General features: G+C 71.2%; 23 protein-coding genes. 14 read left to right on the top strand and 9 right to left on the bottom strand.

Annotated elements, in window-relative coordinates:
- The first annotated feature begins 44 nt into the window (after positions 1-44).
- Entirely contained in the window at positions 45-380 is a 336-nt protein-coding gene (locus C4V41_RS19080) for a pyrimidine dimer DNA glycosylase/endonuclease V (RefSeq protein WP_235030224.1), read from the top strand.
- Here C4V41_RS19080 and C4V41_RS19075 read toward each other — a convergent pair.
- Together C4V41_RS19075 and C4V41_RS19070 are read right to left on the bottom strand one after the other, a co-directional pair.
- Positions 299-1,759, bottom strand: coding sequence for a multicopper oxidase family protein (locus C4V41_RS19075; RefSeq protein WP_103957204.1), 1,461 nt, complete (start codon positions 1,757-1,759; stop codon positions 299-301). The two genes, C4V41_RS19080 and C4V41_RS19075, sit on opposite strands and share 82 nt — an antisense overlap.
- Positions 1,756-2,151, bottom strand: coding sequence for a hypothetical protein (locus tag C4V41_RS19070; protein WP_200824066.1), 396 nt, complete (start codon positions 2,149-2,151; stop codon positions 1,756-1,758). Before C4V41_RS19070 ends, C4V41_RS19075 begins: the two co-directional genes overlap by 4 nt.
- Positions 2,152-2,337: 186 nt before the next feature.
- Between C4V41_RS19070 and C4V41_RS19065 the strand changes: the two genes are divergently transcribed.
- The 6 genes from C4V41_RS19065 (at position 2,338) to C4V41_RS19040 (ending at position 7,272) form a co-directional block, all read left to right on the top strand.
- Positions 2,338-3,480 (top strand): sensor histidine kinase, encoded by a 1,143-nt coding sequence (locus C4V41_RS19065; RefSeq protein ID WP_103957203.1) that lies wholly within the window; start codon positions 2,338-2,340, stop codon positions 3,478-3,480.
- The gene (locus tag C4V41_RS19060; protein WP_103957202.1) at positions 3,477-4,139 is read left to right on the top strand and encodes a response regulator; all 663 of its coding nucleotides are present in this window, start codon (positions 3,477-3,479) and stop codon (positions 4,137-4,139) included. The genes C4V41_RS19065 and C4V41_RS19060 overlap by 4 nt, the downstream gene beginning before the upstream one ends.
- Before the next feature lie 43 nt (positions 4,140-4,182).
- On the top strand, positions 4,183-4,782 hold the full coding sequence (locus tag C4V41_RS19055) for a sulfite oxidase-like oxidoreductase (protein ID WP_103957366.1): 600 nt from the start codon (positions 4,183-4,185) through the stop codon (positions 4,780-4,782).
- A gap of 1 nt (position 4,783) precedes the next feature.
- On the top strand, positions 4,784-5,509 hold the full coding sequence (locus C4V41_RS19050; protein ID WP_103957201.1) for an FAD-binding oxidoreductase: 726 nt from the start codon (positions 4,784-4,786) through the stop codon (positions 5,507-5,509).
- 1 nt (position 5,510) lies between these two features.
- Positions 5,511-5,777: a DUF6510 family protein gene (locus tag C4V41_RS19045; protein WP_103957200.1), complete on the top strand. Its 267-nt coding sequence runs from the start codon at positions 5,511-5,513 to the stop codon at positions 5,775-5,777.
- A 91-nt stretch (positions 5,778-5,868) separates the two neighbouring features.
- Positions 5,869-7,272: an LCP family protein gene (locus C4V41_RS19040; protein WP_103957199.1), complete on the top strand. Its 1,404-nt coding sequence runs from the start codon at positions 5,869-5,871 to the stop codon at positions 7,270-7,272.
- Here the strand turns inward: C4V41_RS19040 and C4V41_RS19035 are convergent.
- A complete protein-coding gene (locus tag C4V41_RS19035) occupies positions 7,269-7,835 on the bottom strand; it encodes an NADPH-dependent F420 reductase (RefSeq protein ID WP_103957198.1) in 567 nt (188 codons plus the stop codon). The two genes, C4V41_RS19040 and C4V41_RS19035, sit on opposite strands and share 4 nt — an antisense overlap.
- Before the next feature lie 141 nt (positions 7,836-7,976).
- Positions 7,977-8,573 (bottom strand): TetR/AcrR family transcriptional regulator, encoded by a 597-nt coding sequence (locus C4V41_RS60750; RefSeq protein ID WP_160150324.1) that lies wholly within the window; start codon positions 8,571-8,573, stop codon positions 7,977-7,979.
- 32 nt (positions 8,574-8,605) lie between these two features.
- Between C4V41_RS60750 and C4V41_RS19020 the strand changes: the two genes are divergently transcribed.
- The gene (locus C4V41_RS19020; protein ID WP_103957197.1) at positions 8,606-9,919 is read left to right on the top strand and encodes a cytochrome P450; all 1,314 of its coding nucleotides are present in this window, start codon (positions 8,606-8,608) and stop codon (positions 9,917-9,919) included.
- Here the strand turns inward: C4V41_RS19020 and C4V41_RS65860 are convergent.
- A complete protein-coding gene (locus C4V41_RS65860; protein WP_103957196.1) occupies positions 9,882-10,052 on the bottom strand; it encodes a DUF3073 domain-containing protein in 171 nt (56 codons plus the stop codon). The genes C4V41_RS19020 and C4V41_RS65860 overlap by 38 nt on opposite strands.
- An 87-nt stretch (positions 10,053-10,139) precedes the next feature.
- On the opposite strand from C4V41_RS65860, the gene C4V41_RS19010 reads away from it, so the two are divergent.
- Positions 10,140-10,472, top strand: a complete 333-nt coding sequence (locus C4V41_RS19010; protein ID WP_103957195.1) for an ArsR/SmtB family transcription factor — start codon at positions 10,140-10,142, stop codon at positions 10,470-10,472.
- Between the two features lie 28 nt (positions 10,473-10,500).
- Positions 10,501-11,379: a 1,4-dihydroxy-2-naphthoyl-CoA synthase gene (locus C4V41_RS19005; protein WP_103957194.1), complete on the top strand. Its 879-nt coding sequence runs from the start codon at positions 10,501-10,503 to the stop codon at positions 11,377-11,379.
- 120 nt (positions 11,380-11,499) lie between these two features.
- Here the strand turns inward: C4V41_RS19005 and C4V41_RS19000 are convergent, their stop codons facing one another.
- The gene (locus C4V41_RS19000) at positions 11,500-11,790 is read right to left on the bottom strand and encodes a hypothetical protein (RefSeq protein ID WP_103957193.1); all 291 of its coding nucleotides are present in this window, start codon (positions 11,788-11,790) and stop codon (positions 11,500-11,502) included.
- Positions 11,791-11,880: 90 nt separating this feature from the next.
- Here C4V41_RS19000 and C4V41_RS18995 point away from each other — a divergent pair, with 90 nt between their 5' ends.
- Complete coding sequence (locus tag C4V41_RS18995; RefSeq protein ID WP_103957192.1) at positions 11,881-12,780, top strand: aminoglycoside phosphotransferase family protein; 900 nt, start codon at positions 11,881-11,883, stop codon at positions 12,778-12,780.
- Here the strand turns inward: C4V41_RS18995 and C4V41_RS18990 are convergent.
- The gene (locus tag C4V41_RS18990; RefSeq protein WP_235030222.1) at positions 12,770-13,693 is read right to left on the bottom strand and encodes an NADP-dependent oxidoreductase; all 924 of its coding nucleotides are present in this window, start codon (positions 13,691-13,693) and stop codon (positions 12,770-12,772) included. The two genes, C4V41_RS18995 and C4V41_RS18990, sit on opposite strands and share 11 nt — an antisense overlap.
- Before the next feature lie 135 nt (positions 13,694-13,828).
- On the opposite strand from C4V41_RS18990, the gene C4V41_RS18985 reads away from it, so the two are divergent.
- From C4V41_RS18985 to C4V41_RS18975, 3 genes are read left to right on the top strand one after another with little or no spacing between them, the layout of a single operon-like run.
- On the top strand, positions 13,829-14,380 hold the full coding sequence (locus C4V41_RS18985) for an OB-fold-containig protein (RefSeq protein ID WP_103957190.1): 552 nt from the start codon (positions 13,829-13,831) through the stop codon (positions 14,378-14,380).
- The gene (locus C4V41_RS18980) at positions 14,380-16,473 is read left to right on the top strand and encodes a hypothetical protein (RefSeq protein WP_103957189.1); all 2,094 of its coding nucleotides are present in this window, start codon (positions 14,380-14,382) and stop codon (positions 16,471-16,473) included. The genes C4V41_RS18985 and C4V41_RS18980 overlap by 1 nt, the downstream gene beginning before the upstream one ends.
- Positions 16,470-21,269 carry a DNA repair ATPase gene (locus tag C4V41_RS18975; RefSeq protein WP_103957188.1) on the top strand — a complete coding sequence of 1,600 codons (4,800 nt, stop codon included), beginning with the start codon at positions 16,470-16,472 and terminating at the stop codon, positions 21,267-21,269. The genes C4V41_RS18980 and C4V41_RS18975 overlap by 4 nt, the downstream gene beginning before the upstream one ends.
- A gap of 27 nt (positions 21,270-21,296) precedes the next feature.
- Here the strand turns inward: C4V41_RS18975 and C4V41_RS18970 are convergent, their stop codons facing one another.
- Together C4V41_RS18970 and C4V41_RS18965 are read right to left on the bottom strand one after the other, a co-directional pair.
- Complete coding sequence (locus tag C4V41_RS18970) at positions 21,297-22,880, bottom strand: TlrC/CarA/OleB/SrmB family ABC-F type ribosomal protection protein (protein WP_103957187.1); 1,584 nt, start codon at positions 22,878-22,880, stop codon at positions 21,297-21,299.
- A 162-nt stretch (positions 22,881-23,042) separates the two neighbouring features.
- On the bottom strand, positions 23,043-23,474 hold the full coding sequence (locus tag C4V41_RS18965) for a MarR family winged helix-turn-helix transcriptional regulator (protein WP_235030221.1): 432 nt from the start codon (positions 23,472-23,474) through the stop codon (positions 23,043-23,045).
- Between the last annotated feature and the right edge of the window lie 25 nt (positions 23,475-23,499).

Below are 23,499 nucleotides of genomic sequence, written 5' to 3'. Positions count from 1 at the left end.
GTCTATACGATCCGGCGAGGAAGAGCACGTCAGTGGGGGTACTGATGCAAACTTTCCTGCCATATCCAGATTTCGCCGCCTCGGCCACGGTGCTCGACCCGCTGCGGCGCGGCAGGCAGCGCGTCGAGGCCCTGCAGGTGCTGCGCGCCCTGACCGTCCCCGGCTACGAGGAGGCGCTCGTGCGCTACGGCCTGGAGATGTGCGGTCACTGGTGCTCCCTGGGCAGGCCCGACACCTGCGCGGCCACGATGACGACCTGGCCTACGTCTGGCCACGCTCGGACCGCCTGCCCGTGTGATCACACCACTTCGAAGGCGGCCATCATCGCCATGTCCTCGTGCTCCAGGTTGTGGCAGTGCAGGACGTACCGGCCGCGGTAGTCGGTGAACCGGGTGACGATTTCGACGGTCTGGGCGTCGCGCAGCTCGACGGTGTCCTTCCACTCCGGCGGCCCGGCCGGGCGCTCGCCGTTGACCGACAGCACCTGGAAGTGGTCGAGGTGCAGGTGTACCGGATGCGCGACGTCGCTGGTCAGACGCCAGACCTCGATGTCGCCGAGCTTCGGCCTGGCCTCCATGCGCCGGGCGTCGAACGGCCTGCCGTTGATCAGCCAGCCCATGCCGCCGTGCATGCCGCCGCCGCTGAACTCGAAGTCCCGCGTCACCGTCGCCCTGGCCGGATCGAGCGCCTCGACCGTGGACAGCCGCCCCGGCACGGCCGAGTCGTCGGCCTCGTCCCGATCGACCGCGAACCGCATCACCCTGGCCTGCGCGCCCTCCCCCGCCAGGTTGCGCAGCTCGACCCGCTGCCCGATCTTGTACGCGCCGAAGTCCACGACCACCTCGGCCCGCTCCCCCGGCGCCAGCCTGAGCTGCCGCACGGTCCTCGGCGCGGCCAGCAGCCCGCCGTCGCCGGCGATCTGGATCATCGGGCCGCCGGTGGCCAGCTCGTACGCGCGAGCGTTGGAGGCGTTGCAGAGCCGCAGCCGATACCGGGCCCTGGCCACCCGCAGCTCCGGCCACGGCGCCCCGTTCACCAGGATCACGTCACCGAGCACGCCCCCCATGTACGCCTCCCGCACCCCCGGCCGCGCCTCCAGCCCCGGGTACAGCATCGCGCCGTCCGCCCCGAACGACCGGTCGCAGATCAGCAGCGGCAGGTCGCGCTCCCCCGACGGCAGCGGCAGCGCCTCCTCCTCCGGGTCCCTGACCAGGAACATCCCGGCCAGGCCGCGCCAGACCTGCGGTCCCGTGAAGTCCATACGGTGGTCGTGGTACCAGAGGGTGGCGGCCCGCTGCTCCAGCGGGAACACGTACTCACGCGACGCGCCGGGCGCCACCAGGTCCGTCGGGAAGCCGTCGGACTCCGGCGGGGTGTGGCCACCGTGCAGGTGCAGGACCGTCGGCTCGCCGAGCTGGTTGACCAGCTTCACGACCGTGCGCCGGCCCCGGCTCGCCTGCAGCGTGGGGCCGGGGAACGTGCCGCCGTACCCCCAGATCGGCGTGCGCAGCCCCGGCAGCAGCTCCGCCTCGGCCGCCCGCTCGGTCAGCTCGTAGTAGTCGACGCCGCCCACGCTCCGGACGGGCTTGGCCACCTCGGGGACCTGCAGCGGCACCGCGTACGGCTTCGGCAGCGGCGCCGCGCTGGTCAGGAGCTGTGGCTGCGGGGTGCCGGCGATCAGCGAGCACCCGGACGAACCGGCCGCCACCACCGCGCCGAGCCCCAGCAGCCGCAGCGCGTCCCGTCTGCTCGGGGTCATGCCCGCGGCCGGGACATGACCCTGGCGAGCTGGGCGACGCCGCCCCCGAACAGCGCCACCCCCAGCGGCAGGTGAACGGTCTTCACATGCGCCATGCCGAGCAGCGCCGCCACGACCGTGAACACCAGCAGCAGCGCCGCCGGCGCGACGTATTTGGCGGACCCGCCACCCGGCCGCCAGACCAGGATCGCGAGGACGAGGTGGGCGAGCCCGATGAGGGCCAGGACGATGCCCGAGGTGGAGTGCAGCGCCCGGCCACCGGGCAAGGACAGCAGCATGCCCGCCGTCACCGCCTGGAACAGCAGCGCGGCGACGTGCAGGACCACCACGGCCTTCAGCGCCTGCAGGGGCCACCCGGCACGCACGGTGCGGTCGGCGAGGGTCGCGGTCATGAAAGCCTCCCAAGAGATGATGAGCGCCATCGTGCTGCCGCGACCCGCCGCCGGTCGTCCCGCCGGGGAAGACTTCTGCGGCTACCACGGGGGCAGCAGGATCGGCGCGCGTACTTCCCCGGAAGTAGCGCCGAATTACGCCCTGGCGCTGAGGAACCTGCCCGTTGCAGGCTCTAATGTGCAGGAATGAGCTCTCTGCACGGATGGCGCCCGTGGGCCATGGACGGCGCCATCGCCGCCGTGGTGGCCGCCATGCTGTCGGTCACCGTTCTGGCGACCCCCGCCGCGGGAGCCCTCGACCTGGTCGCGGCCCTGATCGGCTCGGCCGCCCTGGTGTTCTGGCGGCGCGCGCCCCTGGTGCCGCTGCTGATCAGCACGATCTGCATGCTCGTCTACGCGGTGCACGCCCAGCCGGGCCCGCCGGCCGCCTTCCCCGTGCTGGTGGCGGTCTTCAGCTCGGTACGGGCCGGGCACCGGCTGCTGCCGGCGCTGGCCGCGATGGCGTTCCTTGGCTCCAGCCTGGCGGCGAACCTGGCCGCGGCCGCCGGCCGGGAGCCGCAGACGATCGTCCAGCACACGACGCTGCTGCTCGGCTGGTTCGTGGCGGCCGGGGTGGCGGGGACGGTGGCGAGGACCCGGCAGGCGTACCTGGAGCAGGTCGAGCAGCGCGCCGTCGAGGCCGAGCGGACCCGCGACGAGACCGCCCGCCGCCGGGCGGGCGAGGAGCGGCTGCGGATCGCCAGGGAGCTGCACGACTCGCTCACCCACAGCATCTCGATCATCAAGGTGCAGGCCGGGGTGGCCGTCCACCTGGCCCGCAAACGCGGCGACGAGGTCCCGGCCGCGCTCCTCGCCATCCAGGACGCCAGCGGCGACGCCATGCGCGAGCTGCGCGCCACCCTGGAGATCCTGCGCGACCAGGACGGGCCGGAGGACGCGCCCAGTGGGCTCGGGCGGCTCGACGACCTGGTGGACCGGGCCCGGTCGACGGGCCTGCCCGCCACGGTGACCGTCCTGGGCGAACGGCGGGAGTTGCCCGCCGAGGTGGACCGGGCCGCGTACCGGATCGTGCAGGAGGCGCTCACCAACGTCTCCAGGCACGCGGGCGGGGCCGCCGCCACCGTGCGCATCGACTACGGCGGCGACGCGCTGGTCGTGCAGGTCGACGACGACGGCGCGGCCGGCACCGGCACGCCGTGCGTGCCGGGAGTGGGCCTGATCGGCATGCGCGAGCGCGTCACGGCGCTCGGCGGCCGGCTGCGGGCCGAGCCCCGCCCCGAGGGCGGTTTCACCGTACGTGCCGAACTTCCCCTGGGAGAACCATCGTGATCCGCGTGCTGCTCGTGGACGACCAGGCACTCATCCGCGGCGGCTTCCGCGCGCTGCTGGAGGCCGAGGACGACATCGAGGTGGTGGCCGAGGCCGTGAACGGCGAGCAGGCCGTCGCGCTCGCCCTCGAACACCTGCCGGACGTGGCCCTCGTCGACGTGCAGATGCCCGTGATGGACGGCATCGAGGCCACCAGGCGCATCGCCGCCGACGAACGCCTGAGCGGCGTCCACGTGGTGATCCTCACCAACTACGGCCTCGACGAGTACGTCTACAACGCCCTGCGGGCCGGCGCCGGCGGCTTCCTGGTCAAGGACACCGAGCCCGCCGACCTGCTGCAGGGCGTCAGGGTGGCGGCCCGCGGCGACGCCCTGCTCTCGCCCGCGATCACCCGCCGCCTCATCGGCGAGTACGTCGCCCGCCGCCCCGAGCCGCGACCCGACGGCATGGACGTGCTCACCAACCGCGAACGCGAGGTGACCGCCCTGGTCGCCCGCGGCCTGTCCAACGACGAGATCGCCGCCCACATGGTGATCAGCCCGACCACCGCCAAGACCCACGTCAGCAGGGCGATGACCAAGCTGCGGGCCCGCGACCGCGCGCAGCTCGTCGTCTTCGCCTACGAGTCGGGCCTGGTCACCCCGAGGGCGCGCCACTGATCCCCTTCGTGGTGGAATGGCACTCTGGGACCTGGGAGGGCTCGTGAGCATCATTTCGCGCGGTTTTCGTGGGAAGCGCAGAGACGACGGCGACCGGCTGCCACCCGGCCAATACCTGGCCGAGGACTTCCCGGTGCTGTCGGCGGGGCCGACGCCCCGGGTGCCGCTCGACCGGTGGGAGTTCGCCATCGACACCGAGGCGGAGCAGACCCACCGCTGGACGTGGGAGGAGTTCCAGGCCCTGCCCACCGAGACGCCCACGGTGGACATCCACTGCGTCACCAAGTGGTCCAAGCTGGACACCACCTGGGAGGGCGTCTCGCTGGACGTGCTCTTCGAGGACGTGGAGAGCTCCGCCGAATACGCGCTGATCTACTCCTACGGCGGCTACACCACGAACCTGCCGCTGGAGGACCTGCTCGACGGCAAGGCGTGGCTCGTGCACCGCTTCGACGGCGAGGAGCTGGAGCCCCGGCACGGCGGTCCGGCCCGGCTGATCGTGCCGCACCTGTACTTCTGGAAATCGGCCAAGTGGGTCCGCGGCATCCGGCTGCTGAACGACGACTGGCCCGGCTTCTGGGAGACCGCCGGCTACCACAACTACGGCGACCCGTGGCGCGAGCAGCGCTACGAGGGCGACTAGGGTGCGCCGCCTGACCTGGCGGGCGGCCGAGCTGGTCCATACGGCCGCCGAGACCGCCACCGCCCGTACCTTGCGGTTCCGGGTGCCCGGCTGGCCGGGGCACGTGGCGGGCCAGCACGTGGACGTGCGGCTGACGGCCGAAGACGGCTACACGGCGCAGCGCAGCTACTCGCTGGCCGCGCCCGCCGACGGTGACCTGGTCGAGCTGACCGTGGAGACCGTGCCCGACGGCGAGGTGTCGCCCTACCTGACCGAGGTGATCGAGGCCGGCGACCAGGTCGAGCTGCGCGGCCCGGTGGGCGGCTGGTTCGTCTGGAAACCGGAAAGCAAGGCTCCGGTGCTGCTGGTCGGCGGCGGGTCCGGGATCGTGCCGCTGATGGCCATGGTCAGGGCGCGTCGGCGGGCGGGCAGCCGGGTGCCGTTCCGTCTCCTCTATTCCCTGCGCGACCCCACCCGCCGCTACTACGCCGGTGAGCTGCGCCGCCCGGACCCCGGGCTCGACATCTCCTACCTCTACACCCGGCTCGCGCCCGAAGGGGCGTCCCGGGCGGCCGGCCGGATCATGCTGGACGACCTGGCGGAGGGCGGCTGGCCCGCCGGGTTCGAGCCCGACTGCTACGTGTGCGGGCCGACCGGGTTCGTGGAGGCGGCGGCCGACCTGCTGCTCGCGCTCGGTCACGCGCCCGAACGCATCAGAACCGAACGATTCGGTCCGACCGGAGGCTGACATGACCGCAGAACATCTGGACGGCAACGCGCTGGCGGGCCCGCTGGGCGAGATCTTCGCCGTGGACGTGACCGCCGCGACCGGCCGCTGCGCGAGCTGCGGCCTGGCCGGGCCGGTCGCCTCACTCCGCGTGTACGGCCCCGACCCCGGCCTGGTCGCCCGCTGCCCCGGCTGCGAAGAGGTGGTGCTCAGGCTGGTCCGCGGCCCGGGAACGGCCTGGCTGGACCTGCGTGGCACGGTCTCGCTCCGGATGAACGTCCCCGACTAGTACACTCGGGCAGGTTCAACCGGCCGAGATCTGTTACGGCAAGGCTCTTGGCCACGGGCGGCGGCCCTCGGCCCCGTCCTGTTGGAGTCATGTGAGCAGCGGGCTTGTCGACGCGCCGCCTTCCGGGCCGAGCGCGCCACCCCGGCGTCGCCGTCCCTGGCTGCGGTGGGTGATCGCGGTCACGGTGACCGTCGTCCTGCTGGTGGTCGGCGTGGCCGTGGGCGTCGTGGCCAAGCTGACCGGCAACGTCAAGCACGAAGACGTCACCGCCGACGACCTCGGGGCCACCCGCCCGCCGAAGGTCGCGGGCACCGCGATGAACGTCCTGGTCGTCGGCTCCGACCAGCGCAACGGCAAGAACGCCAAGTACGGGCGGGTCGCGGGCGAGCGTACCGACACGATCATGCTGGTGCACGTGTCGTCCAAGCGGGACAACGCGATGGTCGTCAGCTTCCCGCGCGACTCGCTCGTCCAGCTCCCCGCCTGCCGCGCCACCGCCGCCCTGCCGGGGCAGCAGGCCCACCTCGGTATGATCAACGAGTCGTTCAACTCCGGCGGCATCGGCTGCACCTGGAAGACGATCGAGTCGCTCACCCACATCCGCATCGACCACTTCGTGAAGGTCGACTTCACCGGCTTCAAGGGCATCGTGAACGCGGTGGGCGGCGTCGACGTCTGCCTGCCCGAGGCGGTCAACGACAAGAAGGCGCTGCTGCACCTGCCCGCCGGCAAGCAGACGCTCAACGGCGAGCAGGCGCTCGGCTACGTACGCGCCCGCTACAGCATGGGTGACGGCTCGGACATCGGGCGCATCCAGCGGCAGCAGATGTTCATCGCCTCGATGGTCAAGAAGATCATGAGCGGTGAGACGCTCAGCGACCCCGCCAAGCTCGTCGGCATCCTCGACGCCGGCACCAAGGCGGTCACCACCGACCGCGGCCTGTCCTTCGGCGTCATGAAGGATCTGGCGACCAGCCTGCAGGGGCTCGACGCCGGGCAGATCCGCTTCATCACCACGCCGTGGCACTACTCGCTCACCCAGCCCGGCCGGGTCGAGTGGGTGCAGCCGCAGGCGGGCCGGCTGTTCCAGATCGTCGCCAAGGACCAGAACCTCCAGGGCGTCAAGGGCGGCCAGGCCAAGGTGGGCCGCTCGAAGATCCAGATCGAGCTGCGCAACGGCACCTGGCGCTCCGGGCTGGGCACCCAGGTGGCCGCCTTCCTGGAGCAGCGCGGCTATCACATCACCAAGATCGGCGACACGGCGCGCAAGCCGCAGGCGAAGACCACGATCCTCTACGGGCCGGCCGGCGAGACCCGCGTGCCCACACTCACCGCCGACCTGCTCGGGGGCGCGCCCCGCGAGCTTCCCGCGGCGAAGACGAACCGGCTCGTCCTGGTCATCGGGGACGACTGGAAGGGCCTGAAGGCACTGCGTACGGACGACACGGAGTCGATCAAGGGCTTCGACGCCACCCACGACACCTGCGCCACCTAGAGGGCTTCGGAGAGCCCGCCCCCGTCGATGGCGGTGAACCCGGCGTCCTCGATGAGCGGCACCACGGCCTTCTTGGCCTCGTCGTCGTCGCCCCAGTAGGGCATGTCGGCCCGCGCCCCGCCGCGCTGGCCCGCGATGCCCAGCTCCAGCAGTTCGTTGGGGTATTTGGTGTTGAACGTGCGCACCACGCGCACGCCCGCGCCGAGCACGTGCTGCTGATACTGCGGGCTGGTCAGCCCGCCGGGAACGGCCACCACGACCGCCGCCCCGTCGCGTTCGGCGATCGGGTTGCTGGGATCGATGACGATCTTGCCGCCGAGGGCGGTGCCGAGCTCGGCCACCACGTCGGGGAACGCCTCCCAGCCCACCGCCAGCACGACGACCTCGCCGAACCGCGCGGCCTCCAGCGGTGAGCCGCCCCGGGTCTCGCCCTCGGCCGCGCCCGCCGCGGCCGTCACGCGGTCGGGCTCGGCGTCGCTGAAGAACACGTCGTGGCCCGCCATCGCGAGCAGGCGGCCGAGCGGCGCGCCGAGCCTTCCGGAACCCACGATTGCTACGCGCATGTCTCGCTCCTTGTCACCGGGGAGATGCCCAGCCCCACGAGTGACATTCCTCACTGGACAGACCTTTTGCCAGGAAAGCGCGGCTCAGACGGGTTCCCCGGCTCAGGCGGGACTCAGACGGCTTTCCTGGCTCAGACGGCTTCAGGCGATGAAGGCGGACAGGGTGGCGAGGGTGTCCACGACCTGACGGGCGTCGGGAGTGGCGGCCGGATCGAGCAGCCACTGCAGCATCAGCCCGTCGGAGATCGCGATCAGCACCGACACCAGCACCTCCGGCGCCATCGGCAGCTCGACCCCGAGCTGGTCGGCCGCCCGGCGGATCATGTCGGTGCCGGCCGCGCGGCCCCGGGCATAGGCCTCGGCCAGCTTCTGCCGCAGCACGGGCTCGCGCAGCGCCGCCGGGTAGCCCTCGACGCAGAGCACGAGCTGCGGCCCCAGGTCTTCGAACACGTCGACCAGCGCGGTCATGGCCCGTTCGAGCATCTCCCGGGGAGTGGCCGGCCGCGAGTCGAACATCGAGTGCTCCACCCGTGCCGTCCACTGCTCGAAGACGGCCGCGATGGCCTCGTTGAGCAGCGCGTCCTTGCCACCGAAGTGGTAGCCGATGGAGGCCAGGTTGGTGCCGGAGGCGGTGACCAGGTCTCGTGCGGTCGTGCGGGCATAGCCCTTCTCCTGCAGGCAGGCCACCGCGCCTGCCAGCAGTCTGTCCCGGTATCCACCGGCCTCTTTTGGTGCCACGCGATCCATGCTACAGATGTATACAAACGTGTATGACGTACGTATATCTACGAAGGGACGGAACGATGCTTCCCCCGGGACCGAAACTTCCCGCTTCGCTGCAGACGACATGGTTCATGGCGGACGCGCCAGGGGCGTTCGAGAGCTACCACCGCAAATACGGGCCGATCTTCACCGTGCGCTACTCCGGCTTCCCGCCCGAGGTCTACGTGACCACGGCCGAGCTGGCCGAGCAGGTTTTCCGTACCGACCAGGGCGGCGGGCACGCCGGGGCGGCGCGGCGCGACTTCCTGGAGCACATGGTGGGCGCGCACTCCGTACTGACTCTGGACGGCGACCCCTGGTGGCGGCACCGCAAGACGCTGAACCCGCCGCTACGCGCGAAACAGGTCGCCGGCTACCACGACGACATCGCCGCGATCGCGGCGGAGAAGATCGCCACCTGGCCGCTGGACCGGCCGTTCCCGCTGCGCGACCGCATGCAGGAGATCACGCTGGAGATCATCATCCGGCTGATCTTCGGCGTCACGGACGCGGGGCGCGTCGACCGGCTGCGCGAGCTGCTGCCCGGGCTGATCGAGACCGGCGGATCCATGCAGGTGGCGATGCTGCCCGAGCGGCTACGCGGCCCGCTGGGACGGGTGCCGTTCCTGCCGTACGGGCGCTTCCTGCGGCTGCGCGCCGAGGTGGACGCGCTGCTGTTCGACGAGATCCGCCGCCGGCGTGCCGCACCGGGTGGCACCGACGTGCTCGGCCGCCTGCTGGAGACCGAGCTCGGCGACCAGGAGATCCGCGACGAGCTGATCACCATGCTGATCGCCGGGCACGAGACGACCGCCACCGGTCTTGCCTGGGCCTTCGAGCGACTGCTGCGCATGCCCGACATCCTGCGGCGACTGCCGGACGACGAGCCCTACCTCGACGCGGTGGTCAAGGAGGTGCTCAGAGTCCGGCCCGTCGTGTATGAGGCGCCGAGACTGCTCGACGCCCCGCTCCGGCTGGGCGAGTACGAGATCCCGGCCGGCTGGTACGCCGGGCCGTACATCCCACTCGTGCACCGTGACCCCGCCGCCTTCCCAGCGCCCGGGGAGTTTCGTCCCGAGCGCTTCCTGGAAGGGCACCAGAGCAGGGCCTGGATGCCGTTCGGCGGCGGGCGGCGCTTCTGCGTAGGAGCACAACTGGCGCTCCTCGAGATGCGCGTCATCATTCGCGAGGTGCTGAGTCGCCTGGAACTGACGGCGCCCGATCAGGCGCCTGAGGGCAGGCGGCTGAAGAACGTCACCCTCGCCCCCGCGAAGCTGACCCGTGTCACCGCCCGCGCTCGGACTCCTGCTCGGACGACATAGGTGGGTGGATCTCCTCACTTCGCGTGTCCGTGCCCAGCTCCTCGCGAAGCCGGTCGTAGTCGATGTTGTGGTTGGTGTACTTAAGCTGGCGAGCGACCTTCGTCTGCTTCGCCTTGGCTCTTCCTCGGCCCATGGCTACTCCCTAGTCCCCGCTGTCATGCTATCCAACAACGTTACGACTTGAAGAATTATGCAACTGCGCTGGATTAGTCTGGGCTATATGCACGTGGAGGTCCACCAGGCCAAGGCCGACTTCTTCCGAACTCTCGGCCACCCCGCTCGCATCCGAGTGTTGGAGCTGCTCCAGGAAGGGCCGCTGCCCGTCAGGGAACTGCTGGCCCAGATCGACATCGAGCCCTCAAGTCTGTCCCAGCAACTGGCCGTCCTGCGCAGGGCGGGGATCGTGAGCGCGATCCGCGAGGGCAGCACCGTGGTCTACACCCTGGCCACCCCCGAGCTGGCCGACCTGCTGGTCGCCGCCCGGCGCATCCTCACCGACATGCTCGCCGACCAGGGTGAGCTGCTCGCCGAGCTGAGGGCGGAGGTCACCTAGCAAGCGGCCAGACGTTAGGCTCTCGCCCATGGTCTCCGAGCTGTTCGATCCCAAGGCGTGGCAGCCGGTCGAAGGATTCGACTTCGCCGACATCACCTACCACCGCGCGGTCGACCAGGGCACGGTTCGAGTCGCGTTCAACCGCCCTGAGGTGCGCAACGCCTTCCGCCCGCAGACGGTCGACGAGCTCTACCGCGCACTCGACCACGCCCGGCAGACCCCCGACGTCGGCTGCGTGCTGCTGACCGGCAACGGCCCCTCGCCCAAGGACGGCGGCTGGGCCTTCTGCTCGGGCGGCGACCAGCGCATCAGAGGCAAGGACGGCTACCAGTACGCCGACGGCTCCGCGGCCACCGGGCGCCTGCACATCCTGGAGGTGCAGCGCCTGATCCGGTTCATGCCCAAGATCGTGATCTGCGTGGTGCCGGGCTGGGCCGCGGGCGGCGGTCACAGCCTGCACGTGGTGGCCGATCTCACACTGGCCAGCGCGGAGCACGCCCGCTTCAAGCAGACCGACGCCGACGTGGCCAGCTTCGACGGCGGGTTCGGGTCGGCGTACCTGGCGCGGCAGGTCGGGCAGAAGTTCGCCCGCGAGATCTTCTTCCTGGGTGACACCTATTCGGCGGCCGACGCCCACCGGATGGGCATGGTCAACGCCGTGGTGCCGCACGCCGAGCTGGAGGCCACGGCCCTGGAGTGGGCCCGCAAGGTCAACGGCAAGTCGCCGACGGCGCAGCGGATGCTCAAGTTCGCCTTCAACGCGATCGACGACGGGCTGGTGGGGCAGCAGGTGTTCGCGGGGGAGGCCACTCGGCTGGCGTACATGACGGACGAGGCGGCCGAAGGGCGCGACTCGTTCCTGGAGAAGCGCGAACCCGACTGGTCCCCCTTCCCCTGGCACTACTGACCGAGGCCGCTGAAGGCACCCACCGCACTCCGGCACAGGTCCCTTTGCCGAATCGCCTGACGTGAGGCGGCCACACCACCTCCACCTTCCCCCGAAGGACCTCAGCCGGAGTACGGGGGGTTAGTGGCAGGCTCGGTCAATGGGGGTGGCGACCGTGCGGTGGCGGAGGTAGTCCTGATGGAAGGGCACCTCCTCGGCGCCGTCCGCGGGCATCTGATCGGCGGGGTCGGCGCGCTTGGCGGCCGCCGCCGTGGCCCGGTGCAGGACGTTGCCGTAGTACGGCAGCACGGCCTCGCTGCCCAGCCCTGTGACGCCGAGCCCGGCGCACAGCGCGTTACACCACTCCCCCAGCAGCACCTTGGGGTCCTTGCCCTCCTGACCTCGTCCGTGAATGAACACGATCGTCGTCATGGCTGTCAGCGTAGGCACGGGCGTCCCGGGGCGCCCCAGGGTGCGTATAAGGGGAAGCCCTAGACCTGTCTCCCCTGGCAGACTGGGGAGATGGTGATCGAGGTCCCCGCGGCGCTGACCGCGTCACACGTGAAGTGGGAAGGGGAGGCCGGGCGCCTCTGGGCCGCCGGGCTGCCGGCGCTGGCCGAGCGCTATCTCGACGAGTGGGACCTGCGGCTCGACGGTGAGGTCCGCCATGGGGCGGTGGCCCTGGTGCTGCCCGTCGTCCGTACCGACGGCACCAAGGCCGTGCTCAAGCTCCAGCCCCTCGACGAGGAGACCGTCCACGAGGGCCTGGGCCTGCGCGTCTGGGCTGGTTCAGGGTCGGTGCTGCTGCTCGACGAGGACCCCGAGACCGGCACCATGCTGCTCGAACGGCTCGAAGACCGGTCCCTGGCCGACGTGCCCGACGTGATGAAGGCCCTCGGCCTCCTGACGGGCCTGCTGCGCCGCCTGGTCGCCCATCCCGCGCCCGAGGACGTCCGCCGCCTGGGCGACATCGCCCAGGGCATGCTGGACGACGTGGACGACGCGCTCGGCAAGCTGGCGCGCGAGGAGGAGCGCCGCCTGGTGCGGTGGTGCGCCTCGGCGGTCGCCGAGCTCGTCTCCGAGCCCGGCGACCGGCTGCTGCACTGGGACCTGCACTACGACAACGTGCTGGCCGCCGACCGGGAGCCGTGGCTGGCCATCGACCCCAAGCCGCTGGCCGGCGACCCGGCGTTCGAGCTGCTGCCCGCCATCCACAACCGGTGGGAGGAGATCGACGGGCCCGGCGACGTGCTGCGGCGCTTCGACTTCATGGTCGACGGGCTCGGCCTCGACCGGCAGCGGGCGGCCGGCTGGACGCTCGGCCGCGTGCTGCAGAACTGCCTGTGGGACGTGCAGGCCGGCGCCGGCGAGCTGAACGAGGTGCAGGTCCAGGTCGCGCAGGCCGTACGCGCTAGAGTGTGAGAACGATCTTGCCCTGGCCGTGGCCGGTCTCGCTCTCCCGGTGCGCCTCCGCCGCCTCCGCCAGCGGATACGCCCTCCGCACCGCGAACGTGAACGCCCCCTGCGCGTACAGCGCGGCGTAGCGCCCGAGCCGCTCCGCCGTCCGCACCCCCTGCACCAGGCGGACGCCCAGCCCGGCCGCCTTCTCGTGCTCGACCAGCGTGACGATGCGCCCGCGGTCCTCGACCAGTTCGAGCGAGACCTCCAGCGCGTGCCCGCCGGCCCCGTCGAGCGCCGCGTCGATCCCGCCGGGCGCCAGCGCGCGCACCCGGTCGGCCAGCCCCTCCCCGTAGGCGACCGGGACGGCACCCAGGGACCGCAGGTAGTCGTGGTTGACCTCGCGCCCCGTGCCGATCACGGTGGCCCCGCGCCTCCTGGCGATCTGCACGGCCGCCGTGCCCACCGACCCGGCCGCGCCGTGTACGAGCAGCGTCTCGCCGTCGGCCAGGCCCATCGCGTCGATGGCCAGTTCGGCCGTCTGCACGCCCGAGGTCAGCCCGCCGGCCACCTCCCACGGCACGCCCGCGGGCTTGGCGGCCACGTCGGTGGCCGGCACCACGATGTACTCGGCGTAGGCGAACAGCGCCGAGAACCCGAGCACCTGGTCGCCCACGGCCAGCCCGGTCACGCCGGTGCCCACCTGGTCCACGACGCCCGCGAACTCGTTGCCCGGAATGCGCGGGAAGCCGGGATCCGACAGGTACGCCGGCAGCCATCCCTGGCGCACGGCCGTGTCGAACGGCTGCACCCCGGCCGCCCGCACCCGCACTCTCACCTGTCCAGGACCCGCCTGCGGCGCGGGCAGTTCCATCACCTTCAACACCTCGGGTCCGCCCGGTTCCGTGAACGCCGCGGCCCTCATCACTTCAGTCATGGGAGTGAGCCTGCTCCCTCAACCGCACTTGAGGTCAAGTCGGCATACCGGTTCGGGAACTTTTTCCTTTAGCCGCTCTTTATGTAGATATAGTCCGACAGGACAGCACAGGGGGACGGGGCACACTGGGGCGGGATGGGCGAGTTCTTACACATCGCATTAAGTTTTCCAACTGTCGTTTTCACCTTTCTTCTCGTAGTGGTCGTCGCTTATTGGCTGGTCGTCATCGCCGGCCTGTTCGAGTTGGAGGACGACGCCGCGTGGCTGGGACTCGGGGGAGTTCCCGCCGGAATCGCGCTCTCGCTGCTGATCGCGCTGGCCTGGCTGCTCTGCCTGATCGGCAGCCAGGTGGCGAGCGGCGGCGCGCTGATCGCCGTCCCCTTCGCCGCACTGGCCGGAGCCTGGCTCACCACCCGTGGCCTGCGGGTTCCGCTGCGCCGGCTGCTCCCTGAGGGGGATCGGCACTCGCGCGGGGACTTCGTCGGCCAGATGTGCGTGATCCGCACCGGCGCGGCCACACCCGACTTCGGCCAGGCCGAGGTCACCGCCGCCGACGGCTCGTCCGCGGTCGTGCAGGTGCGCACGACCGGTCAGGACCGTCTCGCGCGCGGCGATAACGCACTCATCTTCGAATACGACAAAGACGGCGAATTCTTCTGGGTCATGCCGTACGAAAGTGAGCACTGATGGACGTCATCTCCACCGGTTTCGGCGTTTTCCTGGCCATCATCCTCGTGATCGTGATTGGCCTGGTCGTTCTCATCGGCCGCCTTTTCCGCAAGGTGGAACAGGGCAAGGCACTCATCGTCTCGAAGGTCAACAAGGTCGACGTGACGTTCACCGGCGCCGTGGTCCTGCCGGTCGTCCACAAGGCCGAGATCATGGACATCTCGGTCAAGACCATCGAGATCGAGCGGACCGGCCGTGAGGGCCTGATCTGCCGCGACAACATCAGGGCCGACATCAAGATCACGTTCTTCGTCCGCGTGAACAAGACCGCCGAAGACGTCATCAAGGTCGCCCAGGCCATCGGCACCGCCAGGGCCAGCGACGAGACGACGCTGCAGGAGCTGTTCAACGCGAAGTTCTCCGAGGCGCTGAAGACGGCCGGCAAGCACCTCGACTTCGTCGATCTGTACACCAAGCGGGACGAGTTCCGTGACGAGATCGTCCGGATCATCGGCACCGACCTCAACGGCTACAGCCTCGAAGACGCCGCCATCGACTACCTGGAGCAGACCTCGCTGGCCCAGCTCGACAAGAGCAACATCCTGGACGCGCAGGGCATCCGCAAGATCACCGAGCTGACGGCCATCGAGCACGTGCGGACGAACGAGTTCCAGCGCAACGAGGAGAAGGAGATCACCCGCCAGAACGTGGACGCCCGCGAGGCCATCCTCGAACTGGAGCGCCGCCAGGCCGACGCCGAGCTGAAGCAGCGGCGGGAGATCGAGACCGTCAAGGCGCGCGAGGAGGCGGAGGTCGCCCGCGTACAGGCCGAGGAGCGGCTGCGCGCCCAGGCCGCGCACATGAAGACCGACGAGGCGCTCGGCGTACAGAACGAGAACCGGGCCCGTGAGATCGCGGTCGCCGAGAAGAACCGCGAGCGCGTGATCGCCATCGAGTCCGAGCGCATCGAGAAGGACCGCCTGCTGGAGGTCATCGCCCGCGAGCGGGAGACCGAGCTGTCGCGCATCGCCAAGGACCGCGAGGTCGAGACCGAGAAGCGCACGATCGCCGAGGTCATCCGCGAGCGCATCGCGGTCGACAAGACCGTGGCCGAGCAGGAGGAGTCGATCAAGCGGCTGCGCGTGGTCGAGGAGGCCGAGCGCACCCGCCAGCAGGTGATCATCGCCGCCGAGGCCGAGGCCCAGGAGAACCTGGTCAAGGACATCAAGGCGGCCGAGGCCGCGGAGGCCGCCTCCAAGTTCAGGGCCCGCGAGGAGCTCGTGCTCGCCGAGGCCAGGCAGCAGGCCGCCGAGCTGGACGCGCGCGCCAAGATCCGTCTGGCCGAGGGCATCCAGGCCGAGACGGCCGCCTCCGGGCTGGCGCAGGTCCAGGTCAGGGAGCGCGACGCCGAGGCGATCGAGAAGGTCGGCCGCGCGGAGGCGCTGGTGCTGGCGGAGAAGCTGGCCGCCGAGGCCGGCGGCGCCAAGGCCATGGCGCTGGTCGAGGGCGACCGGCTCAAGGCGCGGGCCGCGGGCGAGCAGGCGATGGCCCTGGCCGGCGCCGCGGCGGTGGGCGAGAAGCTGAAGGCCGAGGCCGAGGGTCTCACGCAGAAGGCGGCCGCGATGGCGGCGCTGGACGAGGCCAGCAGGGCGCACGAGGAGTACCGCCTGCGCCTTGAGGCCGACAAGGAGATCCGCCTCAAGCACATCGACGTGTCGCGGCAGGTGGCCGAGTCGCAGGCCAGCGTGTTGGCCGCCGGGCTGGCCAAGGCCAACATCGACATCGTCGGCGGCGACACGATGTTCTTCGACAAGGTGGTCGGCTCGATCACCGCGGGCAAGGTCGTGGACGGGTTCGTGGGCCACTCGCAGGTCGCGGGCGCGCTCGTCGAGCCGTACGTCAACGGCTCCGCGCACCTGGCGGCCGACCTCGCCCGGGTGGTCGGCGGCGTGAGCACCGAGGACCTCAAGAACCTGACCGTGTCCGCCCTCCTCATGCGGCTCATCCAGGACGGCGGCCCGCAGTCGTCGGCGCTCGGTGAGCTGCTGGAGACCGCCCGCCGGCTCGGCGTGGCCGACTCCCCGGTGGCGGCGCTGGCCGGCGCCAAGTGAGCACGGTCGAGCTGGCGGCCGGAACCTACGAAGTCCTCAGGAACCGGCTCCAGGCTCAGGCCAGGGCCCTCGCGGCGGCGGCCGAGGCGGTCAACCAGGAGCGACTGCGCGTCTTCGGCGGGGCAGAGCTGCGCCTGCTGGGCACCGAGCGGATCCGGACCGAGAACAACTGCGTCCCCAGGGACATCGTCTCCCTGGGTGACGTGATGTTGTTCGGCTACAACGTCTTCATCGGGCTCAAGCCGGAGACGACGGTGGCGGACGTGTTCGCGGTGCACCGGTTCTCCAGGGACGGCGACGCCTTCAGGTTCGACACCGACCGGCTGGAGGCGCTGGACGATCCGGGGTTCAGGAAGGACTTCGCCGAGCTCTACCGCTATTACAAGGAGACCCGGCTCCAGCAGTTGCGGCGGATCGAGGGGCGGCTGCTGGCCGTTTTCCAGACGGGGCCGGCGGACACGCGGGTGCTGCGCTGGACGCTCAGCCCCGGCGGAGTCCCGAAATATCAGGACAACAGGGGGGAGCGGGATCACGTCTTTCCCCCGTCCCACGACTTCGCATGGACGCCGACCACCCGCGACGACCACGTGCTCGGCCGGCACCCGCACATCTCCATCGGCGGCGAGGTGTTCGTCGAGACCGTCGGCGGCGACCTCACCATCAAGGTCGAGGACAACACGGAGACCGGCGCCGGCATCTACGCGGAGCCGGTGGCCGAGCCGCTGCAGAGCCTGGCGGACGCCGAGGTCGAGTACGCGCGGGTGGGGCCGCTGATCCTCATGCGGATCCGGCCGTACAAGGAGACCGACCGGCGCCACCTGGTCTTCAACACCCGGACCAAGGCGGTCGTACGGCTCGACGGCATCGGGCAGGCCTGCCAGCGCCTGCCCGAGGACCAGGGGCTGATCTTCCCGGGCGGCTACTACCTGGCCACCGGGGTCAGCAAGACGTTCGACACGGACGTGTCGGACCTGGAGTTCGAGCGGGTGGTGCGCTCGCCCAACGGCGAGGACGTGCTGTACGTCTTCCACGCCAGGGGTGACGGGCGTTCGCTGCTGCTGCCGTACAACGTGATCAGGAAGGAGGTGGCCAACCCCATCGTCTGTCACGGCTACTCGCTGTTCGACGACGGCACGATGGTGGTCTTCCGCGCCACCTCCGAGGAGCCGACCCGGGTGCACCCGATGCAGGTGTGGCAGACGCCGTACGTGTCGGACACCTACGCCGCCGCCCAGCCCACCGGCACCGGCCCGCTGGAGCGCATCGGCAACGCCGAGCTGGTACGCGGCATCTCCGACTGCCTGTCGGTCTCCCGCATGGTCGAGGAGATGGCGCCGTCGGCCGGCACCTTCGAGGGCCTGATCGCGGCCTGCACGCGCGCGTTCGACTCCTACCACTGGCTCGGCGAGCACGGCCTGGTCGCGCCGCTCGCCGACGTACGCGCCACCGCCGAGCAGGTCCTCGACGAGTACGAGAACGTCGAGCAGCTCACCCGCCAGGCCGCCCAGACCCTCGCCGAGACCACCGAACAGACCACCCACCTGGTACGCCAGGCACGCGCCGACACCCCCGTCACCGCCGACGCCTGGGTCACCCTGCTGGCCACGCTGCGCCGCGCCCAGGGTCACCTGGTGACCCTGCGCGAGGTCCGCCACATCGACCTCGCGGCCCTCGACGGCCTGTCCGCCTCGGTGGCCGAGGAGCTGGACTCGGCCGGCCGCCGGGCCGTCGAGTTCCTGTCCGGCCAGGACGCGTTCACCGGCTACCACGCGGCCGTCGAGAAGCTGGCCGCCGAGGCGGCCGCGATCGCCACCGTGGCCGAGACCGCGCCCGTCACCGACCGGCTGGCCGAGCAGGCGGAGGGCCTGGAGGTGGTCACGGAGGTCGTCGGGTCACTGGACATCGCCGACGCCACCGTGCGCACCTCCATCCTGGGCCGGATCGCCGAGGTGCTCGGCGGCGTGAACCGGGCCAGGGCCGTGCTCGACGGCCGCCGCCGCGAGCTGCTGGGCGCGGAGGGCCGGGCGGCGTTCGCGGCCGAGTTCGCCCTGCTCGGGCAGGCGATCACGGGCGCGCTGGCGATGGCCGACACCCCGGCCAAATGCGACGAGCAGCTCGGCCGGCTGCTGCTCCAGGTCGAGAACCTGGAGTCCCGCTTCGGCGAGTTCGACGACTTCGCGACGCAGCTCGCCGCCAAGCGGGACGACGTCTACGAGGCGTTCTCGGCCCGCAAGCAGACCCAGCTCGACGACCTGGCCCGGCGCGCCGACCGCGTGTTCGCCTCGGCCGAGCGCATCCTGGGCGGCGTCACCCGCCGTCTGGGCTCGCTGGGGTCGCCGGACGAGGTCAACACCTACTTCGCGACCGACCCGATGGTGGCCAAGGTGCGTTCGGCGGCCGGGGAGCTGCGGGCGCTCGGGGACGCCGTACGGGCCGAGGAGCTGGACGGGCGCGTCAAGGCGGCGCAGCAGGAGGCGGGCCGGGCGCTGCGCGACCGCCTCGACCTGTTCTCCGACGGCGGCGAGACCCTGCGGCTCGGCCGCCACCGCTTCGCCGTGAACACCCAGCCGATCGACCTGACGCTGGTGCCGCACGACGGCTCCATGAACTTCGCGATCACCGGCACCGACTACCGCGCGCCGGTGCCCGGCTCCTTCGCCGACACCCGGCCCTTCTGGGACCAGCTCCTGGTCTCGGAGACCGCCGAGGTCTACCGGGGCGAACACCTGGCCGCCTCCCTGCTCGACTCGGCCACGCCAGGCGCGCCGCTGGAGGACCTGGTCCGGCAGGCGGCGGAGGCGCGCTACGACGAGGGCTACGAGCGCGGGGTGCACGACCACGACGCCACGGCCATCCTCGACACGCTGGTGCGGTTGCGGGAGGGGGCCGGGCTGCTGCGGTACGCGCCGGAGGTCCGGGCGGTGGCCCAGTTGTTCTGGGCGTACGGCGTGGACGAGGTTTCACGTAAAACATTCACCACCAGGGCCGTGTCGCTGGTGCGCGCACGGACGATCTTCGGTCTCACCCCGGCGCTGGGCTCGCTGGCCGACGAGCTGACCGGCCTGATCGGCGGCTTCCTGAAGGGGCTGCGCACGGACGCGGCGGCCGGGCTCGCCGGCGAATACCTGGTCGAGGAGCTGGGCACCACCCCAGCCGGCTTCGTCACCGGCAAGGCCGCCCGCGACCTGCTCGACGGCTTCCGGCACGCGCTCGGACCGGCCAAGACGCGCGAGTTCGAGGAGGAGCTCAAGGCGGTCCCGCTCGCCGAGCGCCTGCAGCTCGCCCAGGCGTGGCTGACCGCCTACCACCAGGGCCCGGAGGTGCCGGAGGCCATCGCCGTGCTGCTGTGCGACCTGCCCAGGCACGACTCCAGCGCCGCCACGACCGAGACGGTGACCGGCCTGCTCGGCACCCACCCGCGCGTCCAGGACCGCAAGCTGGAGATCCGCCTGGACGAGCTGCTCACCAGGACCCGCCGCTTCGGGGCGGAGCGGGTGCCGGCCTACCGGGCCTACCAGCGGCGCAGGAACGAGCTGGTCGAGGCCGAGCGGCGACGGTTGCGGCTGGAGGAGTACAAGCCCAAGGTCATGAGCGCCTTCGTCCGCAACCGCCTGCTGGACGAGGTGTATCTGCCGCTGATCGGTGACAACCTGGCCAAGCAGCTCGGCGCGGCGGGCGCGGACAAGCGCACCGACCAGATGGGCCTGCTCCTGCTCATCTCCCCGCCCGGCTACGGCAAGACGACCCTGATGGAGTACGTGGCCAGCCGGCTCGGCCTGGTGTTCGTCAAGGTCAACGGCCCGGCGCTAGGCCACGAGGTCACCTCGCTGGACCCGGCGGACGCGCCCGACGCGACGGCCAGGCAGGAGGTGGAGAAGATCTCGTTCGCGCTGGAGACGGGCAACAACACCCTGCTCTACCTGGACGACATCCAGCACACCTCGCCGGAGCTGCTGCAGAAGTTCATCTCGCTCTGTGACGCCCAGCGGCGGATCGAGGGGGTGTGGAACGGGCGTACCCGGACTTATGACCTGCGGGGCAAGCGGTTCGCGGTGTGCATGGCGGGCAACCCGTACACCGAGTCGGGGCAGCGCTTCCGCATCCCCGACATGCTGGCCAACCGGGCCGACGTGTGGAACCTGGGCGACGTACTGTCGGGCCGGGACGAGCTGTTCGCGCTGAGCTATGTGGACAACGCTCTGACCTCGAACCCGGTGCTCGCGCCTCTGTCCGGGCGCGACCGGGGGGACGTGGAGCTGCTGGTACGCCTGGCCAAGGGCGATCCCGCCGTCCGGCCCGACCAGCTCGAGCACCCCTACACCAAGCCGGAGCTGGACCAGATCCTCAGCGTGCTGGCCAAGCTGGTCCGCGTGCAGGAGGTGGTGCTGGCCAACAACCAGGCGTACATCGCCTCGGCCGCCCAGTCCGACGCCGCCAGGACCGAGCCTCCGTACCGGCTGCAGGGGTCGTACCGGAACATGAACAAGCTGGCCGAGCGCATCGTCCCCGCCATGAACGACGAGGAGCTGGAGGCGGTGATCGACGATCACTACCTGGGCGAGGCGCAGACGCTGACCACGGACGCCGAGGCCAACCTGCTCAAGCTGGCCGAGCTGCGCGGCCGCCTGACCCCCGCCCAGGCGGAGCGCTGGGCGGCGGTCAAGTCGGCCTACCTCAAGGCCAAGGCTCTTGGGGGCACGGAGGACGACCCGATGGCCCGGGCGGTCGGCGCGATCGGCCTGCTGGCCGACCGGGTGGGTGAGGTCCGCTCCGCGATCAAGGACTCCGCCCGTTGAGGCGCGCCGCCCACGCCAAGGTGCAGGTCAGGCCGCTGCCAGCGCCAGGTGGGAGCCGGTGAAGGCGGCTCGTGTGCGGCGGTCGTGGGTGACGACCACCAGGGCGCCCGCGTACGAGGCCAGCGCCTCCTCCAACTGCTCCACCAGCATCGGCGACAGGTGGTTGGTCGGCTCGTCGAGCAGCAGCAGGTCCACCGGCTCGCTGACCAGGCGGGCCAGCTCGACCCGGCGGCGCTGTCCGTACGAGAGCTCCGCCATCCGCAGCCCCAGCTCCGACGGCCGGAACAGGCCCAGGGCGAGCAGCGTGTCCGCGTGCTCGTCGAGGGTGCCCGGCCGTCCGTGGGCGTAGGCCCGCAGCACCGTGCGGTGGGGCGGCCCGGCCGGCTCGTCCTGTCTGAGGTAGCCGATCCGGCCCGCCCGCCGCACGGTGCCCGCGTCCGGCCGCAGTTCGCCGGCCAGCACACGCATGAGCGTGGTCTTGCCGGCGCCGTTCGGACCGGTGACGAGCAGGCGTTCGCCGGCCCGTACGGTGAGGGCGTCGAGGCACAGACGGCCCTCGACGCGCACCCCGTCGAGGGCGGCCACCACCCCGTCCACCAGGGCGGCCCTGACGGAGGCGGTGAAGCGCAGCGGCTCGGGCGGCGGCGGCGCCGGGTGGTCCGTGAGCCACCGCATCCGCTGCTGCGACTGCCGGACGCGCCCGGCCGCGCCGTGCGCCCGCGACCGCGCCCGCCACGCCCCGGTCCCCATGCCCGCCTTGGCCATCTTGCGCGGCACGGCGGCCAGCCTGGCCGCGTTGGCGGTGACCAGCTCGGAGTGCCGGGCCAGCTCCTCCTTCCAGTCCTCGTGCGCCCGCGCCTGCGCCGCCCGTTCGGCGGCCTTGGCCACGAGGTAGCCGGCGTAGCCGTCGCCGTACCGGCGTACCCGGCCCTCGCCGACCTCAAGGATGGTCGAGGTCACTCGTTCCAGGAACACCCGGTCGTGGGTGATCGCCACGACGGTGCCACGGTGGCCGCGCAGGTGCCGTTCGAGCCAGGCCACGGCCTCGTCGTCCAGGTCGTTGGTCGGCTCGTCGAGCAGCAGCAGCTCCGGCCCGGCCGCCAGGGTGGCGGCCAGGGCGAGCCGAGAGCGCTCGCCGCCGGACAGCGTGCCGACGGGACGCGCCCGGTCGAGCCCCGGCAGCCCGAGCCCGTGCAGCGCGGCGTCCACCCGCGCGTCGGCCTCGTAACCGTCCCTGGCCTCGAACTCGGTCACCAGCCGGGCGTAGACGTCCATGGCCTCTTCGGCGAGCGCGGCCCGCATCCGGGACTCCAGGTCGCGCAGCTCGGCGAGCGCCAGGTCGATCGCGTCGGCCACAGTCGCGTGCGGCGGCAGCTCCAGCGACTGCGGCAGGTAACCGACGCCGCCGGGCGCGACGACCGTGAGCTCGCCGTTGTCCGGCCGCTCGACGCCCGCCATGAGCCTGAGCAGCGTGGACTTGCCCGACCCGTTGTCGCCGATCACCCCGATCTTCTCGCCGGGCCTGACGGTGAAGGACACGCGGTCCAGGACGACACGGGTGTCGTAACGCTTGGTGATGTCGGTAAGTGCAAGTTGGGCAGCAGTACGCATAAGGGGGCCCCACCTCCTGTGATCGGCACGGAATCGACCAGAACGAGGCGGCGCAGGCGGAGCTGTCAGCTCAACGCGTGCGCGGCCTCGGGGCGCGGATCACAGAGTTCCCATATAGGCGGAGAAGTTAGCCGGTAATCCGGCTTCTTGTCCAGCCCTTATTTACTCGGTCAGCCCCTCGGTGGCCGCCCGCTGCAGGGCCGTGGACCGGTTGAGGAAGTCGAGGATCAGCTCCAGCTCGTCGTCGGTGTAGCGCTCGTAGAGTTGTGACAGCGCCACCACGAACGGCTCGAACAGCTCACCGAAGCCGGCCAGCCGCTCGTAGTTGATCTCGACGATGACCCGCCGGCGGTCTTTGGTGTCGCGGACGCGCCGGACCAGCCACTTGGCCTCCAGCCGGTCGATCAGCCCGCTGACCGTGGCCGGAGCCAGCCCCGCGTGCTGCGCGATCTCCCCCGCCGTCAGCGGGCCGAGACGTTGCAGCAGGTCGAGCGTCTTCTCCTCGGTCATGCCCAGGCCCAGCCGGGCGCCCATGGCGCTGTGGTACATCACGGCGGCGTTGCTGCTCTCGCGCCCCGCCACGCCGAGTGCCACCAGCAAATTATTTCGTCTCTCCGAA

This window comes from Nonomuraea solani (assembly GCF_900108335.1).
Taxonomy (GTDB): domain Bacteria; phylum Actinomycetota; class Actinomycetes; order Streptosporangiales; family Streptosporangiaceae; genus Nonomuraea; species Nonomuraea solani.
Note: the sequence above shows the minus strand (reverse complement) of the source record. Positions and strands in the feature narration are given on the sequence as shown.

What these genes read in the sequence shown, in the direction of transcription:
- C4V41_RS19000 (WP_103957193.1), bottom strand. Translation starts at nt 11,790, where the DNA reads ATGACGACGATCGTGTTCATTCACGGACGAGGTCAGGAGGGCAAGGAC.
- C4V41_RS18980 (WP_103957189.1), top strand. Translation starts at nt 14,380, where the DNA reads ATGGACGTCATCTCCACCGGTTTCGGCGTTTTCCTGGCCATCATCCTC.
- C4V41_RS18970 (WP_103957187.1), bottom strand. Translation starts at nt 22,880, where the DNA reads ATGCGTACTGCTGCCCAACTTGCACTTACCGACATCACCAAGCGTTAC.
- C4V41_RS65860 (WP_103957196.1), bottom strand. Translation starts at nt 10,052, where the DNA reads ATGGGCCGAGGAAGAGCCAAGGCGAAGCAGACGAAGGTCGCTCGCCAG.
- C4V41_RS18995 (WP_103957192.1), top strand. Translation starts at nt 11,881, where the DNA reads ATGGTGATCGAGGTCCCCGCGGCGCTGACCGCGTCACACGTGAAGTGG.
- C4V41_RS19020 (WP_103957197.1), top strand. Translation starts at nt 8,606, where the DNA reads ATGACGTACGTATATCTACGAAGGGACGGAACGATGCTTCCCCCGGGA.
- C4V41_RS19070 (WP_200824066.1), bottom strand. Translation starts at nt 2,151, where the DNA reads ATGACCGCGACCCTCGCCGACCGCACCGTGCGTGCCGGGTGGCCCCTG.
- C4V41_RS18985 (WP_103957190.1), top strand. Translation starts at nt 13,829, where the DNA reads ATGGGCGAGTTCTTACACATCGCATTAAGTTTTCCAACTGTCGTTTTC.
- C4V41_RS19080 (WP_235030224.1), top strand. Translation starts at nt 45, where the DNA reads ATGCAAACTTTCCTGCCATATCCAGATTTCGCCGCCTCGGCCACGGTG.
- C4V41_RS19045 (WP_103957200.1), top strand. Translation starts at nt 5,511, where the DNA reads ATGACCGCAGAACATCTGGACGGCAACGCGCTGGCGGGCCCGCTGGGC.
- C4V41_RS19005 (WP_103957194.1), top strand. Translation starts at nt 10,501, where the DNA reads ATGGTCTCCGAGCTGTTCGATCCCAAGGCGTGGCAGCCGGTCGAAGGA.
- C4V41_RS19035 (WP_103957198.1), bottom strand. Translation starts at nt 7,835, where the DNA reads ATGCGCGTAGCAATCGTGGGTTCCGGAAGGCTCGGCGCGCCGCTCGGC.
- C4V41_RS19075 (WP_103957204.1), bottom strand. Translation starts at nt 1,759, where the DNA reads ATGACCCCGAGCAGACGGGACGCGCTGCGGCTGCTGGGGCTCGGCGCG.
- C4V41_RS19065 (WP_103957203.1), top strand. Translation starts at nt 2,338, where the DNA reads ATGAGCTCTCTGCACGGATGGCGCCCGTGGGCCATGGACGGCGCCATC.
- C4V41_RS19010 (WP_103957195.1), top strand. Translation starts at nt 10,140, where the DNA reads ATGCACGTGGAGGTCCACCAGGCCAAGGCCGACTTCTTCCGAACTCTC.
- C4V41_RS18990 (WP_235030222.1), bottom strand. Translation starts at nt 13,693, where the DNA reads ATGACTGAAGTGATGAGGGCCGCGGCGTTCACGGAACCGGGCGGACCC.